This is a genomic window from Paenarthrobacter sp. NPDC058040 (genome assembly GCF_042885775.1).
Classification (GTDB): Bacteria; Actinomycetota; Actinomycetes; order Actinomycetales; family Micrococcaceae; genus Arthrobacter.
Window position 1 is genome coordinate 105,687 of the sequence record NZ_JBHVRN010000009.1, and the last position, 16,030, is coordinate 121,716.

The following is a 16,030-nucleotide window of genomic DNA, read 5'->3' on the forward strand; positions in this document are numbered from 1 at the left end:
GCATGACAACCCAACAAACCGAAGCATCAGCCATCCAGTCCTTCCTTCACCGGCTGCCGAACAACATCGAGATACTCGAGCCAGGCGTTGGGACCACTCGCTACGGCCACGACGCCGCCACGGCGAAAACCGCAGCCGCCACCCCACCGCCGGGCCCCGCCGTCGTACTTCCCTCAACAGCAGCCGACGTTCAGGATGCCGTGAAGCTCGCAGCAGAACTCGGCATCTCGATCGTCCCCCGCGGCGCCGGCAGCGGCCTTTCCGGCGGCGCCACGGCGAACGAAAACCAGATTGTCATTTCCACGGAAAAGCTCAACCGGATTATCGAAGTCTCCCATCTGGATGAGGTCGCCGTGGTTGAACCGGGTGTGATCAATGCGGAGCTGAACAGGCATTTGGAGCCGTACGGCCTTTTCTATGCTCCGGACCCCGCAAGCTTCGATATCTCCTCGATCGGCGGGAACATCGCCACCAATGCGGGCGGACTGCGGTGCGCCAAGTACGGGGTGACCCGCGAATCGATCCTGTCGCTCGACGTCGTTCTCGCCGATGGCAGCCTCATCACGGTGGGCCACCGCTCCATCAAAGGCGTTACCGGGCTGGACCTGACATCCCTGTTCGTGGGTTCGGAGGGCATCCTGGGCATCGTCACCCGGGCCACCGTCCGTCTGCGTCCCATCCCGGTGGCGCGCAAGACCGTCAGCGCGTTCTTCGACAGCACCGAAGAGGGCACGGACGGCCTCGCCGCCATCACCCGTTCACCGGTGCGCCCGGCCGCCGTCGAGTTCTTCGACACCCCGAGCCTTGCCAACATCGATGCGCACTCGGGCACCAGCCTGAGGGACCGCGGTGCAGCACTGATCCTGATCGAACTGGACGGCTACGGCATCGGCGACCAGGCCGCGGACCTCGCCACGGCGCTCAGCGCCGTCGGCGGGCGGGTCACCGTGGAGGCGGACGACGACGGAGTGCGGCTCTGGGAACTGCGCCGCAGTGGTCGCGGCCTCCCGCAGGACAAGTGGTACATCGGTGAGGACATCGCCGTGCCGAAGTCGCAGCTGGCCAAGGTCTACGCCGCCTTCCCCGCGCTCGAGGCCCGCTTCGGCGTCGATATTTCCGCCGTTTCGCACGCCGGCGACGGGAACCTCCACCCACTCATCACCTTGGACAAAACGCCCGACGACGGTCCCAACCCGCCTGCCTCCCTTCAGGAAGCTGCCACGGAGCTGGTGAAGGTAGCACTCTCGCTCGGCGGGACGGTCACCGGCGAGCACGGCGTGGGCACCATCAAGAAGGAATGGGCGGCGCTTGAACTGTCCCAGCGGAGCCGCGAACTGCAGCACTCCATCAAGGCAGCGATCGACCCCCGGCAGCTGCTTAATCCCGGCAAGGCCATCTAGGGCCTGTCAGGAACCCCCAACGCAATCCCCCAACGCATCCAGGAGAATCCCATGACCACTTTCAACACCCCTGAATTCCGCAGGCGCGCCTTCCTTGCCGGCCTCGGCGCCCTGTCCACCTCGGCATTGATTACTGCCTGCGGCGGCCCTACCGCCAGCACCGGAACAAACGGAGGCACCCCGGTGGAAGGCGGCAACATCACCTTCCTGATCCAGGGCTACGACACCGGCTGGGTCTCCAGCAAGACGTCCATCTCCAGCTATGAGGGCAACCTTTGGGGCCAGATCACGGACAAGCTGGTGTACGTCAACGAGAAGGGTGAGCTCAGCCCGTGGGTTGCCGAGAAGTGGGAGGAGCTCAACGGCGCCAAGGATTTTGTCCTGCACCTGAAGGAAGGCGTGACCTTCTCCGATGGAACCCCGCTGGACGCCGCGGCCGTAGTTGCCAACCTTACTGCTTGGGCAAAGGGTGATTCCGCACGGGGTATCAGCAAGGTAGGCCTTTTCCCGTCCACCAACTTCGTCTCGGCGGAGGCAGCCGACCCCAAGACCGTCAAGGTTTCCTTCTCTTCGCCGGCCCTCGGCTTCATCGCCACCTTGGCCTACCACGGCTGCATTTTGCTCTCCCCGAAGACCTTGGCCTTGCCCGTTGAGGCCCAGGCCGACCTGAGCCAGGAGATCGGCAGCGGCCCGTTCGTGGTCAAGTCCTGGAAGCAGGGCGACAGCTACGTCCTGGAGAAGCGCAAGGATTACAACTGGGGTCCGGCAGCGCTTGGCCACACCGGCCCGGCCCGCCTGGACACCATCACGTACAAGGTCATCAAGGACACCTCGGTCCGGACCTCCACGGTGGTTTCCGGACAAGCAGACGTGGCGTTCAACGTGGAGCCGCAGGAAATCGAGTCACTCAAGGCCCAGGGCTTCACGGTGGGCACCCCGCGCTACCTCGGCTTCGTGGACGGCTTCCAGGTCAACACCACGGCGTTCCCCACCAACGAACTCGCGGTCCGCCAGGCCATCCAGCACGGCATCGACCGCGAAGAGATCCGCAAAACCGTCTACACCGACGACTGGAACGCCGCCACCACCTTCATCCAGGGCAACGTCCCCGAAGCGGGCGAGTTCAGCGATTCCTTCAAGTTCGATCCGGACAAGGCCAACAAGGTCCTGGACGACGCCGGCTGGGCCAAGGGCTCGGATGGCTACCGCACCAAGGACGGCAAGACCCTCGAGTTCACCCTGACCCCGAACCCGTACGTTCCGTCCACCAAGGCCGAGGACGAGCTCATTGCCCAGCAGCTCAAGAAGGTTGGCATCAAGGTCAACCTCAAGGTTGTGGACGTGGCCGGATACGCGGCCATCCAGGCCAGCAAGCCGCCGCTGTTCCAGACCTCCCGCAGCTTCGTCGACGTCGGTACGGTGGCCGGTGTCCTGACCAGCCAGAACAAGGGCGAGGACTGGTTCAGCCTGGGTACCAGCGACCAGAAGCTGAACGATCTCTCCACCGCGATCGCCACGGCTTCGGACCGGGCATCCCGCGAGAAGGTTGCCGACGAACTGCAGAAGTACGTGCTGGATCAGGGCTACTTTGTTCCGCTGAACCAGCTGGTCCAGCGCCTGTACCTCATCAACCCGAAGATCAAGGACGTCCAGTACAACGGTCTGGCCTACGCGAACTTCTACACGGCATGGATTTCGCAGTGACCAGCGAATACAGGCGCTTTGCCCTCACCCGAGTGGGCCAGGCGGTCATCGTGGTCCTCCTGGCCTATGTGCTGACGTTCCTGGTGATCAGCGTGCTCCCCGGTGACGCCATCACCAACACGCTCCGCGACCCGCAGCACGGACTCAGCGAGGAGGACATCCAGCGGATCGTTTCCTTCTACGGACTCGATCAGCCGGTGATCGTCCAACTCCTGCTTTCACTCGGCCGGTTCCTGACGGGTGAGCTGGGGTTCTCGTTGCAGTCCAACCTGCCCGTGACCCAAATCGTGGGAGACGCCCTGCCTTCCACGCTCACACTCGCATCAAGCGCGCTGGTCATTGCCGTGGTTTTCGCAGTTGCCATCGCTTACGGTGCCCAGTACCTTCCCGGGAAGTGGGCGGCAGTTGTCCGCTCCATCCCGTCACTGTTCCTTTCCGTGCCGAACTTCGTCATCGGCCTCATCCTGATCGAGTTGTTCTCTTTCAGGCTCCACTCGTTCACCACCACGGATCCGAACAGTGCCGTGGCCACTCTCTTCGCGGCCATCACCTTGGCAATCCCCGTCTCCGCGCCACTTGCTGAAGTGCTGATTGCCAGCCTGGATCACGAATCCCGGCAGGAATACGCAATCGTGGCCCGCTCCCGCGGGCTGACTGAGGCCAAGCTCTTCGCCAAGCACCTGGTCAAACCCTCAGCCTTGCCATCCGTGGCGATGGTGGCACTCATCGTGGGCGAACTCTTGGGCGGCTCTGTCATCACGGAGACCATTTTTGGCCGCGACGGCATCGGCACTGTGGTCCAGAAGGCCGTGACGGGCGAGGACCAGCCAGTCCTCCAAGCCGTGGTCTCCCTCTCCGCCGTGGTGTTCGTCATCGTCAACCTCCTGGCTGACCTTGCTTCACCCCTGCTGGATCCGCGCGTCAAACTCCGGGAGAAGGTAAGCGCATGACCGCCCTGCTCAGCAATCCCCAGCTCAAAGGGTCAGAGCCCACCCAGCGAAAACTGACGGATGGACTGCCGCCCGTCACGGTACTGCTGTCTTTCGCCGTCGTACTTCTTGTCATCCTGTGGTCCCTGGCTCCGGGCCTGTTCACGCACTACAGCCCGGTCACCGGCGACACCGCGAGCAAGCTGGCCGCACCCAGCGCCGCACACTGGTTCGGCACCGACTACCTCGGCCGCGACCAGTACGCCCGCGTGGTTTACGGCACGGCTTCATCGGTCACAAGTGCCCTGGTAGCGGTTCTCATCGGCTTGGTGGTGGGCAGCATCATCGGCCTCGCCGCAGGTTTCCGCGGTGGCTGGACCGACTCGATCCTTGGCCGCTTCGTCGACGTCCTCCTGGCCATCCCGGGATTCCTCCTGGCCGTGGTCATCGTCAGCTCGCTGGGTTTCCAGACCATCAACGCCGCAATCGCAACTGGTGTGTCCGCCGTCGCGGTCTTCGCCCGCTTGATGCGCGCAGAAGTGATGCGCGTGCGCAGCGCCACGTATGTCGAGGCGTCCTACCTTGAGGGCGGCAACCGCTTCCACGCCTTGCTGGGTCACATCCTGCCCAACGCGTACCGTTCGGTGCTGGTCCTGGCCGTCCTGCAGTTCGGCACGTCCATCCTGATCATCGCGTCGTTGGCCTTCCTTGGCTACGGCGATCCACCCCCTGCATCGGACTGGGGCCTGCTGGTGGCCTCGGGCAAGACCTACGTCACGGCACCCTGGCTCGTGTACGCGCCGGCACTGGTCATCGTCGTCACCGTCCTGTCCGTCAACCGCATCAGCCGCTGGCTGCGAAAGGCGAAGTGACATGAGTTCCCTCTTAACAGTGCAAGGCCTGTCCATCGCCTACGGGCGGACCGCCGTCGTCCACGACGTCGCGTTCACGGTCGCCAAAGGCGAGAGTCTCGCGCTGATCGGCGAGTCCGGTTCGGGCAAGTCGACCATCGCCAAGGCCGTCCTCCGCCTGCTCCCGCAAGATTCCACCGCCACAGGCAAGGTGGAGTTGAACGGCCAAGACCTCCTTTCCCTTCCCGAGAAGCAGTTCCGTCCCTTCCGAGGCAGGGAATTGGGCTTCATCCCGCAGGATCCCGCCTCGGCGCTGAACCCCGTCCGTACCATCGGTGCACAGGCGCACGAAGCTGCCGCATTGCTCGGCGAGACCGATCCCGAGGTGCGGCGCCGAAAGATCCTGGATGTCCTGGAGCAAGTAGGCCTGCCCGATCCCGTTCGCGTCTATGATTCCTACCCGCACCAACTGTCCGGCGGAATGCTCCAGCGGGTGCTCATCGCGCTGACTGTGCTGCCCCGGCCGTCGCTGATCGTCGCCGACGAGCCCACCTCCGCGCTGGATGTCACCGTTCAGAAACTGATCCTTGACATGCTCACGGAACTCCGCAGCGAACTGGACATCAGCCTGCTCCTCATCACGCACGATCTCGCCATCGCCGCCGAGCGCGCCGATTCCCTGGTGGTGCTGAAGGACGGTTCGGTCCAGGAAAGCGGCGGTTCCCGGGATGTTTTCGCCGCCCCCAGGACCGAATACGCACGGAACCTCCAAGCCGATGTCCCCGCCTTGCACCCGGACAGGTACCGGAGCCAGCGGCTCACCTCCGGAGAAACGTACGACGGCGGCTCCCGGATTGACGCGGCCGGCTCGCCTACTGAAGGCCGCCAGCAGATAGAGGTCCGGGGTGTGTCCAAGCGGTTCGTCGCCGGCGGTAAGGAAGTAGTGGCCGTCGATGGTGTGTCCTTTGCGGTGGAGCGTGGAAGGACCCATGCCCTGGTGGGGGAATCCGGATCCGGCAAGACCACCGCGGTGAGGCTGCTGCTCGGGCTCGAACAGCCGGACGGAGGCGAAATCGCCATAGCCGGGCAATCGACGTCCGGCCGGTCGCGTGCGGAAGTGCGGGACATCCGCCGCCACCTCCAGCTCGTCTACCAAAACCCGTTCACCTCGCTTGACCCGAGCTGGCGGGTGGGCCGGATCGTCAGGGAACCCCTGGACCAATTCGGTGTGGGCACCAAGGCCGAACGCGCCCAGCGTGTCCGTGAAGCGCTCGAAGCGGTGGGGCTGCCCGATTCGGTGGCTTCGCGCAGGCCCGCCCATTTGTCCGGCGGCCAACGCCAACGCGTCGCCATCGCCCGCGCACTGGTGGTCCGCCCCGACGTCGTGGTTTTGGACGAACCCACCTCCGCGCTCGACGTGAGCGTCCAAGCGGGAATCCTGGAACTGCTGTCCAAGCTGCAACGGGAACTGGGCCTGACGTATCTGTTCGTTTCCCATGACCTGGCCCTGGTACGTCAGGTCGCGGACACCGTTTCCGTGCTGCGGCGTGGCCAAGTAGTCGAAGACGGCGCCGTGGAGGACATCTTCCTGCGGCCGCAGCATCCCTACACCCAGGCGCTTCTCGACGCGATTCCCCTGGCGACGCCGGCCCCGGGCAACAACGAAACCAAACAACTAGCGAAGGCAACCGCATGACCGTGAATCTGACAAGCACCCGCCGGCCTGCACTCATTGAGGCCTTCACTGCGCCAAAGGGTTTCGGTGACGCCACCCTGCGCGACAAGCGGGCCGACGCAATCGAACTCCTGGGTGGCATCCCGGACCCCGGCGTCCTGCCCACCACGGAGATCGCGGAAGCAACGACGCGGGTGCTGGCCCGGCCCGGTGTTCCTGCCCTGCAGTACTCCCGCACGGAAGGCATCTCTCCCCTGCGCGAATGGATCGCCGAACGCGAGGGAGTGTCCGTTGACCGGATCCTCATCACCAACGGCGGGTTCCACGGCTTGTCGCTGGCCATTCAGGCTGTTGTGGAGCGCGGCGACCTGGTGGCTGTGGACAACCCCATCTTCCCGCTGTTCCTGCGTGGTCTGCAGCTCTCCGATGCGCGGACGCTGCCCGTTTTCGTTGGCCCGCGGGGGCTGGACGTGGACCATCTCAGCGACCTGTTGCGCGGCGGGGCCCGTCCGTCCGCCCTATATACGGTGCCGGACTTCCACAATCCCTCCCAGGGCACCCTCCCGGGCGAGGCTCGCAGCGAGCTGGTGCGGCTGGCAGAGCACTACGGATTCGTGATCCTTGCGGACAACCCCTACCGTGAGCTGCGTTTCTCCGGGGAGCAGGAAAGCGTGGCTGAGTTCAACAACTCGGACCACGTCCTGCACATTAATACGTTCACCAAGACGCTGGGCCCCGGACTCCGACTTGGCTGGACCGTCACTCCAGAACACCTGGCCCGCGATCTCGTGGCCCTTCGCAGCCGCCAGGACTCACACAGCTCCACGCTGGTGCAGGCGATCATCGGCGAACTTGTCACGTCCGATCCGGCGATCTTCGACGCTACGCTGGACCGCGCACGTTCCCTGTACCGAAGCCGGGCGGAGACTCTGGTGGCGGCACTCCACCGGGAGGCCCCGGGTTCCTTTGAAACTGTGCTTCCGGAGGGTGGGCTGTTCCTGTGGCCCCGACTGGCTGACGACTCAGTGGATCCCGATCAGTTGGCCGCGGATGCCAGCGCCGAAGGCGTGGAGTACCAGCGCGGCTCGTTCTTCCCCTCCGGACCGGGCACGGATTCGGATCGGCACCTCCGCCTGGCCTACGGCGACGTATCTGCAGAGAAGCTCGAGGAGGCCGCCGCTCGACTCGGCCGGGCCCTGAAGCGCCAATTCCCGTAGCCCTCCCCCAACTGGGTCGCAGTTGTGCGCGTTTTGAGCCGTCAAAACGCGCACAAATGCGACTCAGTTGGGGAAACGGGTAACAAAAAAGCCCCCGATCCGTAGATCGGGGGCTCTTTCATATTGCGTGCGCGAGGGGGGATTTGAACCCCCACACCCTTTCGGATACTGGCACCTGAAGCCAGCGCGTCTGCCGTTCCGCCACTCGCGCGCAACTTCTTTTTCAGGATATTCACCGGAATCCGGCTTCGCTTCCTTCAAAAGCAGCGAGATCAAGCATAACGGACACTCCGGGCAAAACACCAATCGGCCAAGGGCAACGCCGCCAAAGGACATTTACGGACACATCCGGAGCATCCAGACGCCTCCCAACAACAGCTGAACAGCACGGAAATTTAGTCCCCGCCCTCAGGCGTCATGACGGGAGTGCGGCGAACTTTTCCGGGTCGCAAGGCGTTGTGGATTAAGGCCATTCGCAGTCACTCCCAGTAGTATCGGGAAGTGAAAGGGCCGTTTGGCGCTCACTTCAGTGTGTGCACGGACGGGACCATGGACCGACTATCGAGCCAGGCACACTGTGTGCCGCGACGAGGAAAGGAGAAGGACCATGGGTCTGCTGGACAAGGTGGAACGCGGCATTGAAAAAGCTGTCCGCAACGTCTTCTCCACGGGGTCGCGGGCACGTGTCGAGCCGGTGGAAATCGCGAGCAAACTGCGCCGTGAGCTGGACAACCAGTCCATCACCATTGCCGCGGGACGCACCCTCGCCCCCAACGTTTTCGATGTCCTCCTCAGCAATGACGATTTCGCCAGGGCACAGGAATGGGGCACACCCCTCGCTGAGGAACTCTGCGACGTCGTCATCCAGCATGTGCGCAGCCAGGGCTACACGCTTCAGGGCCCTGTCAGGATCTCCTTCCGTCGCAATGACGAAGAGCGGGCCGGCCACTTTGAAATCGCCTCAAGGACCGAAAAGTCCGACGGCGGCGCTCCCGCCCCCCAGGCTCCCCGGCCGAACCTTCCAGCGGCGCCCGCACGGCAACCAACCCGGCTCCAGCCGGTCCTGGACATCGGCGGCCAGCGCTACTCCCTCAATGCCCAGTCGGTTGTGCTGGGACGCTCCTCGGAAGCGGACATCCTGGTGGACGACACCGGAGTTTCGCGAAAGCACCTTGAGGTCCGCACGCAGAACGGCACCACCTGGGCCGTAGACCTTGGATCCACCAATGGCAGTTACGTCAATGGCCACAAGGTAGACGGCAGCGTGGAACTCACAGACGGCTCAACCATCACGATGGGACGTACCAAGATTATTTTCCGCCTTCTCCCCCAAGCCCCGGGTGGCAACGCGTGAACGACATCAGCGAACTGACCATCACCGCTCTTCGCTTCGGTTTTCTCTTGTTGCTGTGGGTCTTGATCTTCAGCATCGTGTCCACCATGCGCCGCGACTTCCAGATCGGACGCAAGGCCGTCACCGGCACTCCAACGGCACGGGAAGTCCGCAAGCATCCTGAATTGGCAGCATCGCCGCCGCCAGCTATCCAGCATGCCCGGAACCTGGTGGTCACCGAAGGTCCACTGAAGGGCACCACGCTCCCCCTCGCGGCCAGCCCCATCCTGCTGGGCCGTGCACAGGAGGCCACGCTTGTCCTGGAAGACGACTATGCCTCGGGCCGCCATGCCCGCCTGTTCCCGCAAGGAAGCCGCTGGTTCATCGAGGACCTAGGTTCCACCAACGGCACCTACCTGGCCGATCAGCAGCTCACCCGCGCACTGCCCGTGGAGCTTGGCGTCCCCGTGAGAATCGGCAAGACGGTCATTGAATTGAGGCCGTAGTCCATGGCCGCCCCCCAGACCACCGAAGGCAAGGAAACGCCGGCGGAGCGCCCCCTCATCATGCGCTACGCGGCGCGATCCGACGTCGGCCGGATCCGCTCCAAGAATGACGACTCCGCGTACGTGGGCCGCCATCTTGCCGTCGTTGCCGACGGCATGGGCGGCCACGCGGGTGGCGATGTTGCCTCGGCATCCACGGTCCTGGACATGATCCACCTGGATCACGATGACTACCCCGACGGCGCGGACACGGTCCTCGCCGATGAGATCCAGACGGCGAATTCCCTGCTTTCCGAACTGGTGCACCAAAACCCCAAGCTTTCCGGCATGGGTACCACCGTCACGGCCCTGCTCCTTGAGGGGCGCAAGCTGCACTTTGCCCACATCGGCGACTCCCGCGCCTACCGCCTGCGCAACAAGAAGTTCGAGCAGGTCAGCATCGACCACACCTTCGTGCAGCGCCTCATCGATGAAGGCCGCCTGCGCCCCGAGGAAGCAGAAACGCATCCCCACAAGAACGTCCTGATGCGCGTCCTGGGCGACGTGGATGCGAGCCCCGAACTGGATCTGGACATCCTTGACGTGGAGCCCGGCGAACGCTGGCTCCTTTGCTCCGACGGCCTCAACTACGTAGCCGGCCACGTTGTGGAGCGCAAAGTCCGCGAAATCAAGGACCTGCGCGAGTGCGTGGAAACCTTGGTGGACCTGACCTTGGAAGCCGGCGCCCCGGACAACGTCACCGTCGTGATGCTTGAGATCGCGGAAGAAACGGACGACGACGTCAGTACAGCCGCCGTCGACGTCGTACCCCCCGCGGCTGTCACCGGAGCGGACGAGCCGGAGGCTGTCACCGCAAGCAAGTCCGCTGACGAGGTGACCGGCGCCAAGGACGCGGCTGCGGAGACCGCAAAAGACGGCAAGAAACCGGCTGCGGGTTCCTCCTTCAGCGCCCAGGAACCCGGTGCCGAAGATCCTGGTGCTTCGGGCAAGGAACCGGCCACCAAGGACGCGTCCTCCGAGGACAAGGAACCGCCTGCCACCACCGATCCGAACCTTGGCGAGCACCTGTCCGCCGAGGTCCTGCGCGAGGAATTGGCCAGCCGTCCCCACGAACTGGTTGGCGCGGCGGCAACAGCTGCCGAGACAGGTTCGATTCCCACCGTGGCAGGCCGCACGGTGGCCCGCCGGGCAGCGACAGTCCTGACCCACAAGGCCGAACAGGACCGGCTCGAACTCGAAGAACCCCCGCGGCGCCGTATCCGCTGGCTCATGCCTGCGGTGGCCGCCGTCGTGGTCCTCGGCGTGGTGGTAGGCCTGTGGCTTGGCTACGCCTGGACCCAGACCCGCTATTACGTCGGCGAGTTCGACCAGCGGGTCGCCATCTACAACGGCATCTCGCAGCGGCTCGGCCCCATCCAGCTCTCGAGGCTTGAGTCCGTGACGGACCTCCGCGTCGACTCACTGCCTGAATATGGCCGGCAAAGCGTCCGCCAGACCGTTCCCGCCGGAGACCTGGACGACGCCCAACGGATCGTGGAGAACCTGAAGAACTACGGCAGTGCTTCGGCCAGCTGCCCCAGTTCCTCCCCCACCTCGGCTCCCACCCCGTCCCCAAGCACAAGCGTTCCCGTTCCAAGCACGGCAGCGATTGCCACACCAACGCCCTCGCCCGTCCCGACTCCATGTGAGGCGGCAAAATGATCCAGCCTGAAACAACACCCAAGCCCCGCCGGAATGTCGAGCTGGTGCTCATTGTCCTGGCCCTGGCCGTGGGCATCGGCGCAAGTGCCTTGGTGAGCATCAACTCCGATTCCGGGCTGGACAGCGATTTCTGGTTCCAGTCCAGCCTGCTGGCTGTTGCCGCTTTCGCGTTCCACGTGGTCCTCCGTCTCCGCGCTAAATATGCCGATCCGGTAATGCTTCCGATTGTGGTTGCACTCAACGGTCTCGGCCTCGCGTTGATCCACCGCATGGATGCGCCGGGCGAGGACACGGGAAACAACCAGCTCCGTTGGACCCTCATTGCCATGGCCGTGGCCATTGCCGTCATCTGGTTCCTGAAGGACCACCGCGTCCTGCGACGCTTCACGTACATTTCCCTGGCCGTAAGCGCCCTGCTGCTGATCCTGCCTTTGGTCCCTGGCATTTCGGCGGGCGAGGTCCTCGGCGCCAAGGTGTGGATCCGTGTTGGTCCCATGACCTTCCAGCCCGGCGAAATCGCCAAGATCACTTTGGCCATCTTCTTCGCGGGATACCTGTCCTCGAACCGAGACCTGATCCTGTTGGCCGGCCGCAAGATCGGTCCAATGCAGTTCCCGCGCTTCAAGGACCTTGGCCCTATGATCACCGCGTGGTTGGTAAGCATCGGAGTCCTGGTGTTCCAGCGCGACCTTGGCTCGTCCATCCTCTTCTTCGGCCTGTTCATCGTCATGATCTACGTGGCCACGAGCCGTATCTCCTGGGTGGTCATCGGCGTGGCCCTGCTCCTGGGCGGCGGCTTCGTCGCAGCCCAGATCTTCTCGCACGTCGCGTTCCGTATCGACAGCTGGATCAATGCCTTCACCCCGGAGGTATTCGGACGTTCACCGGGCGGCAGCGGGCAGATAGTCCAGGGTTTGTTCGGCATGGCCGACGGCGGCCTGGTAGGTACGGGACTGGGCCAGGGCAGGCCGGACCTTGTTCCGTTTGCCAACAGCGACATGATCGTGGCGCTCATCGGCGAGGAACTAGGCCTGATTGGCCTGTTCGCAGTGGTGATGCTTTACCTGCTGTTGTTCACTCGCGGATTCCGCGCCGCGCTGGGCACCCGTGATGCGTTCGGCAAGCTGCTCGCGTGTGGCCTGTCCTTCGCGATCGCCCTCCAGTGCTTCGTTGTCATCGGCGGCGTCACCCGCTTGATCCCGCTGACCGGCCTCACCACGCCATTCCTTGCCGCCGGTGGTTCGTCGCTGTTGGCCAACTGGATCATTGTTGGATTACTTCTCATGATTTCCAACACGGCCCGGGGTCCAGTGGACACTACACCCATGGTGAACCGGCCACCGGCCACCAGCAGCACCCCGGCTGCCCGTAAGCCGTCCACGGGACAAACCCCCAGCACACCAACAGAGGCGGTGAAGCATCAATGAACCAGGCCATTAGAAGTTCGTGGATGGCTGCCGTCGCCATGTTTGCGTTGATCCTCGGAGCCATCAGCTACGTGCAGGTCATCGGTGCCGACGATCTCAACAAGAACCCTTGGAACCAGCGCGCCATCCTGGCGTCATTCTGCAACGACCGTGGGGCCATCATTGTGGCCGGCACGCCGATCGCCGAGTCCGTCACGGGGAACGAGTCCTGCGCCTTCCAGCGAAAGTACACACAACCTGAACTGTACGCGGGCATCACGGGCTACTTCTCAAAGGGCTTTGGTTCCACGGGCCTCGAACAGTCCATGGGAGACACCCTTGCCGGCAACTCGGACCAGTTGTTCCTGGACCGCGTGAGCCAGATGTTCCTCGGAAACGAACCCAAGGGCGCGTCCGTGGAACTCACCTTGGACCCGGCAATCCAGAAGCTTGCCTACGACCTGATCCCGGAGGGCCAGCGCGGCTCCATCGTGGTGACGAATCCGAAGACCGGCGCAATCCTCGCCATGGTCTCCAAACCGTCCTACGATCCCAACCTGATCGCCACCCACGATTCCAAGGCGGCACAGGCCAACTACACCGAGCTCAACCAGATCCCGGGGATCAACCTGAACCAGAACGTCAGTGGCCCCACGGGTAATCTGCTGTCCCCGGGCTCTGTCTTCAAGCTGATCGACACCGCTGCGGCGTTGAACTCCGGAAAGTACAACAAGGACAGCGAGCTCCCCAACCCGGCAAGCCTGCCGCTCCCGGGATCCAGCGCGAGCCTTCCCAACTACGCCGGCGGTAACTGCAACGTCCGGGAGACGGCGTCGTTCTCCTTCGCCTTGGAGCAAAGCTGCAACACGCCGTTTGCCAGCATCGCGCTGGACCTTGGACAGGATGCCATCCGCACCCAGGCCGAAAAGTTTGGTTTCGGGGACAACTTCGGTGACCAGCTCAAGCTCCAAATGGCACCCAGCATCTTCCCGAAGGACCTCGACCAGGCACAGCTGGCACAGTCCTCTGTGGGCCAGCGCGACGTCAAGGCAACCCCGCTGCAGATCAACCTCATGACCGCCGCCATTGCCAACGGCGGCGTGCAGATGAAGCCAAACCTGGTCAAGACCGTCAGGTCCCCGGATCTCCGCGTCATCAGCGAGTCCAAGCCGGAGGCCCTCCGTACCAGCACCACCCAGCCCATCGCCAGCCAGATCACCGAGTGGATGACCAGTGCCGTGGACAACGGCATCGCCAACGGCGCGTCGGTTTCCGGCGTCAAAGTGGCCGGTAAGACCGGTACCGCGGAGCTCGGCGATTCAGGCCTGAACAACTCATGGTTTACCGGGTTCGCCCCGGCAAACGACCCGCAAGTGGCCGTCACCATCGTCATGGAAGGTGTGGATGTGCTCAGCGGTGCCAAGCTAACCAGTCCGAACGCAAAGAAGATTTTTGAGGCGGTGTTGAATAAGTGAGACCTACTTCGGGAATCACACTCGGCGGCAGGTTCCAGCTGACCAGTCGCATTGCGATTGGTGGCATGGGCGAGGTCTGGAAGGCAAAGGACCAGATCCTTGGCCGGATCGTTGCCATCAAAGTACTCAAGGAGGAATACACCGGTGACCCCGGCTTCCTCCAGCGTTTCCGCGCCGAGGCCCGCCACACCGCACTCCTCAACCACGTCGGCATCGCCAACGTCTTCGATTACGGCGAGGAAGCCGGCTCCGCGTACCTGGTCATGGAGCTTGTTCCGGGGCACCCGCTGAGTGCCATCCTGGAGCGGGAGCAGGTGTTGTCCCCGGACATGACGCTCTCCATCATTTCCCAAACGGCCCGTGCCCTTGCTGTGGCGCACGCACAAGGCCTCGTGCACCGCGACATCAAGCCCGGCAACCTGCTGATCACGCCGGACAACCGCGTGAAGGTAACGGACTTCGGCATCGCCCGCCTCGCGGACCAGGTGCCGCTCACCCAGACCGGGCAGGTCATGGGAACGGCCCAGTACCTCGCACCGGAACAGGCCACGGGACAAACCGCTACCGGATCCTCGGATATCTATTCCCTGGGTGTCATCGGCTATGAGTGCCTCACGGGCCACCGGCCGTTCTCGGGCGAGTCGCAGATTGCCATTGCCCTGGCCCAGGTGAACGATGCTCCGCCCCCGCTCCCGGAGACCCTTCCCATGCCGGTGCGGGCGCTGCTCATGTCCATGCTGGCCAAGGACCCCAAGAACCGTCCGGCCAATGCCATCAAGCTGGCCGAGGCCGCCGAAGCCATCCGCAACGGCGACATCTCCACGGCGCACGCCGCCGTGCCCGGCATGCTCCTCTTCGAAGGCGCCACCGGCCCCATCACAGCACCGGTCAACACGGCGACGGCCCCCACGGGCGTTGTTGCCTCACCGTTCGGAAAAGAGCAATCGACGACGGCGACCTCCGCACTTCCGGTGGTTGGAGCCGCCGCGGCCGGGGCTGCTGTGGGTGCCGCGGCTGCGTCCTCGGACAACGCCTTGACCCGCGCCAACGCGCTCGAAGCGGAACGCCAACTCAACGACGACGAGACCGTCTACAGCGACGATGACGACAACTACGACGACCGGGAACCGGAGCGGAAGAAGCGCAGTCCGTGGACCTGGCCGTTGGTTGCCCTGATCCTGTTGGTTCTCTTTGCCTTGGTCGGCTTCCTGATTTCACAGTCCGGATTCTTTTCGCCGAGCCCCAGCCCCAGCAGTTCGTCGTCGAGCCCCAGTGTGTCCTCAAGCCCCACCAGCAGCTCATCTTCGCCGACCCCCACCCAGACTTCGCAGACTCCGACTCCCACGCAGTCCACGCAGTCGAAGGTCAACGTGATCCCGGAACAGTATCTGGGTCAGCAGTTCTCGCAGGTCAGCTCGGAATTGCGGGCTCTGGGCTTGGGCGTCAACGGCCAGGAAGTCTTCAGCAACTCCGCCGCGCCCGGTGAAGTTGTCAGCCTGAACCCCACCGGTCCGGTTGATCCAGGCACCACCATCACCGTCCAGTACTCCAAGGGTCCGGAGATGGTGGCCGTTCCGAGCATCGGCGTTGGCCTGCCCGAGGACCAGGTCCGCGGACTCATCGAAGGCGCAGGCCTGCGTTGGGTGGCCGGCGACCCCGTGAACGGTTCGCCGACCCAACAGCCTGGAACCTTCGTCAGGTCTTCTCCCGCAGCAGGAACCAACGTTGAGGCCGGATCGGTAGTCACCTATTACCTGTCCAAGTCTGTTGTTCCCAGCAGTCCGTCCACGTCCAGCGGCAGCCCCAGCGCCCGCCCGAGCAATTAAGTAGTCC

At 63.9% G+C, this 16,030-nt stretch carries 12 protein-coding genes and 1 tRNA gene; 12 read left to right on the forward strand and 1 reads right to left on the reverse strand.

The annotated features are described in order from the left end of the window. The first annotated feature begins 2 nt into the window (after positions 1–2). From ACFVSJ_RS14270 to ACFVSJ_RS14295, 6 genes are read left to right on the forward strand one after another with little or no spacing between them, the layout of a single operon-like run. Positions 3–1,400: an FAD-binding oxidoreductase gene (locus ACFVSJ_RS14270; RefSeq protein WP_387437488.1), complete on the forward strand. Its 1,398-nt coding sequence runs from the start codon at positions 3–5 to the stop codon at positions 1,398–1,400. Between the two features lie 51 nt (positions 1,401–1,451). Continuing rightward, positions 1,452–3,104 carry an ABC transporter substrate-binding protein gene (locus ACFVSJ_RS14275; RefSeq protein ID WP_387437489.1) on the forward strand — a complete coding sequence of 551 codons (1,653 nt, stop codon included), beginning with the start codon at positions 1,452–1,454 and terminating at the stop codon, positions 3,102–3,104. Beyond that, positions 3,101–4,054, forward strand: coding sequence for an ABC transporter permease (locus ACFVSJ_RS14280; protein WP_387437490.1), 954 nt, complete (start codon positions 3,101–3,103; stop codon positions 4,052–4,054). The genes ACFVSJ_RS14275 and ACFVSJ_RS14280 overlap by 4 nt, the downstream gene beginning before the upstream one ends. Beyond that, entirely contained in the window at positions 4,051–4,905 is an 855-nt protein-coding gene (locus ACFVSJ_RS14285) for an ABC transporter permease (protein WP_387437491.1), read from the forward strand. Before ACFVSJ_RS14280 ends, ACFVSJ_RS14285 begins: the two co-directional genes overlap by 4 nt. Position 4,906: 1 nt before the next feature. Beyond that, the gene (locus ACFVSJ_RS14290) at positions 4,907–6,580 is read left to right on the forward strand and encodes an ABC transporter ATP-binding protein (protein ID WP_387437493.1); all 1,674 of its coding nucleotides are present in this window, start codon (positions 4,907–4,909) and stop codon (positions 6,578–6,580) included. Then, positions 6,577–7,776, forward strand: a complete 1,200-nt coding sequence (locus tag ACFVSJ_RS14295; RefSeq protein ID WP_387437494.1) for a PLP-dependent aminotransferase family protein — start codon at positions 6,577–6,579, stop codon at positions 7,774–7,776. The genes ACFVSJ_RS14290 and ACFVSJ_RS14295 overlap by 4 nt, the downstream gene beginning before the upstream one ends. 128 nt (positions 7,777–7,904) lie before the next feature. Here the strand turns inward: ACFVSJ_RS14295 and ACFVSJ_RS14300 are convergent. Then, a tRNA-Leu gene (locus ACFVSJ_RS14300) sits at positions 7,905–7,987 on the reverse strand. Between the two features lie 396 nt (positions 7,988–8,383). Here ACFVSJ_RS14300 and ACFVSJ_RS14305 point away from each other — a divergent pair. The 6 genes from ACFVSJ_RS14305 to ACFVSJ_RS14330 are packed head-to-tail and all read left to right on the forward strand — an operon-like array spanning position 8,384 to position 16,023. Then, the gene (locus ACFVSJ_RS14305; RefSeq protein WP_387437495.1) at positions 8,384–9,130 is read left to right on the forward strand and encodes an FhaA domain-containing protein; all 747 of its coding nucleotides are present in this window, start codon (positions 8,384–8,386) and stop codon (positions 9,128–9,130) included. Between the two features lie 5 nt (positions 9,131–9,135). Then, on the forward strand, positions 9,136–9,615 hold the full coding sequence (locus tag ACFVSJ_RS14310) for an FHA domain-containing protein (RefSeq protein WP_387437643.1): 480 nt from the start codon (positions 9,136–9,138) through the stop codon (positions 9,613–9,615). Positions 9,616–9,618: 3 nt separating this feature from the next. Further along, positions 9,619–11,316: a PP2C family protein-serine/threonine phosphatase gene (locus ACFVSJ_RS14315; protein WP_387437496.1), complete on the forward strand. Its 1,698-nt coding sequence runs from the start codon at positions 9,619–9,621 to the stop codon at positions 11,314–11,316. Beyond that, positions 11,313–12,743 (forward strand): FtsW/RodA/SpoVE family cell cycle protein, encoded by a 1,431-nt coding sequence (locus ACFVSJ_RS14320; RefSeq protein WP_387437497.1) that lies wholly within the window; start codon positions 11,313–11,315, stop codon positions 12,741–12,743. The genes ACFVSJ_RS14315 and ACFVSJ_RS14320 overlap by 4 nt, the downstream gene beginning before the upstream one ends. Beyond that, entirely contained in the window at positions 12,740–14,197 is a 1,458-nt protein-coding gene (locus ACFVSJ_RS14325) for a penicillin-binding transpeptidase domain-containing protein (protein ID WP_387437498.1), read from the forward strand. Before ACFVSJ_RS14320 ends, ACFVSJ_RS14325 begins: the two co-directional genes overlap by 4 nt. Further along, positions 14,194–16,023, forward strand: a complete 1,830-nt coding sequence (locus ACFVSJ_RS14330) for a protein kinase (RefSeq protein WP_387437499.1) — start codon at positions 14,194–14,196, stop codon at positions 16,021–16,023. The genes ACFVSJ_RS14325 and ACFVSJ_RS14330 overlap by 4 nt, the downstream gene beginning before the upstream one ends. The last annotated feature ends 7 nt before the right edge of the window (positions 16,024–16,030 follow it).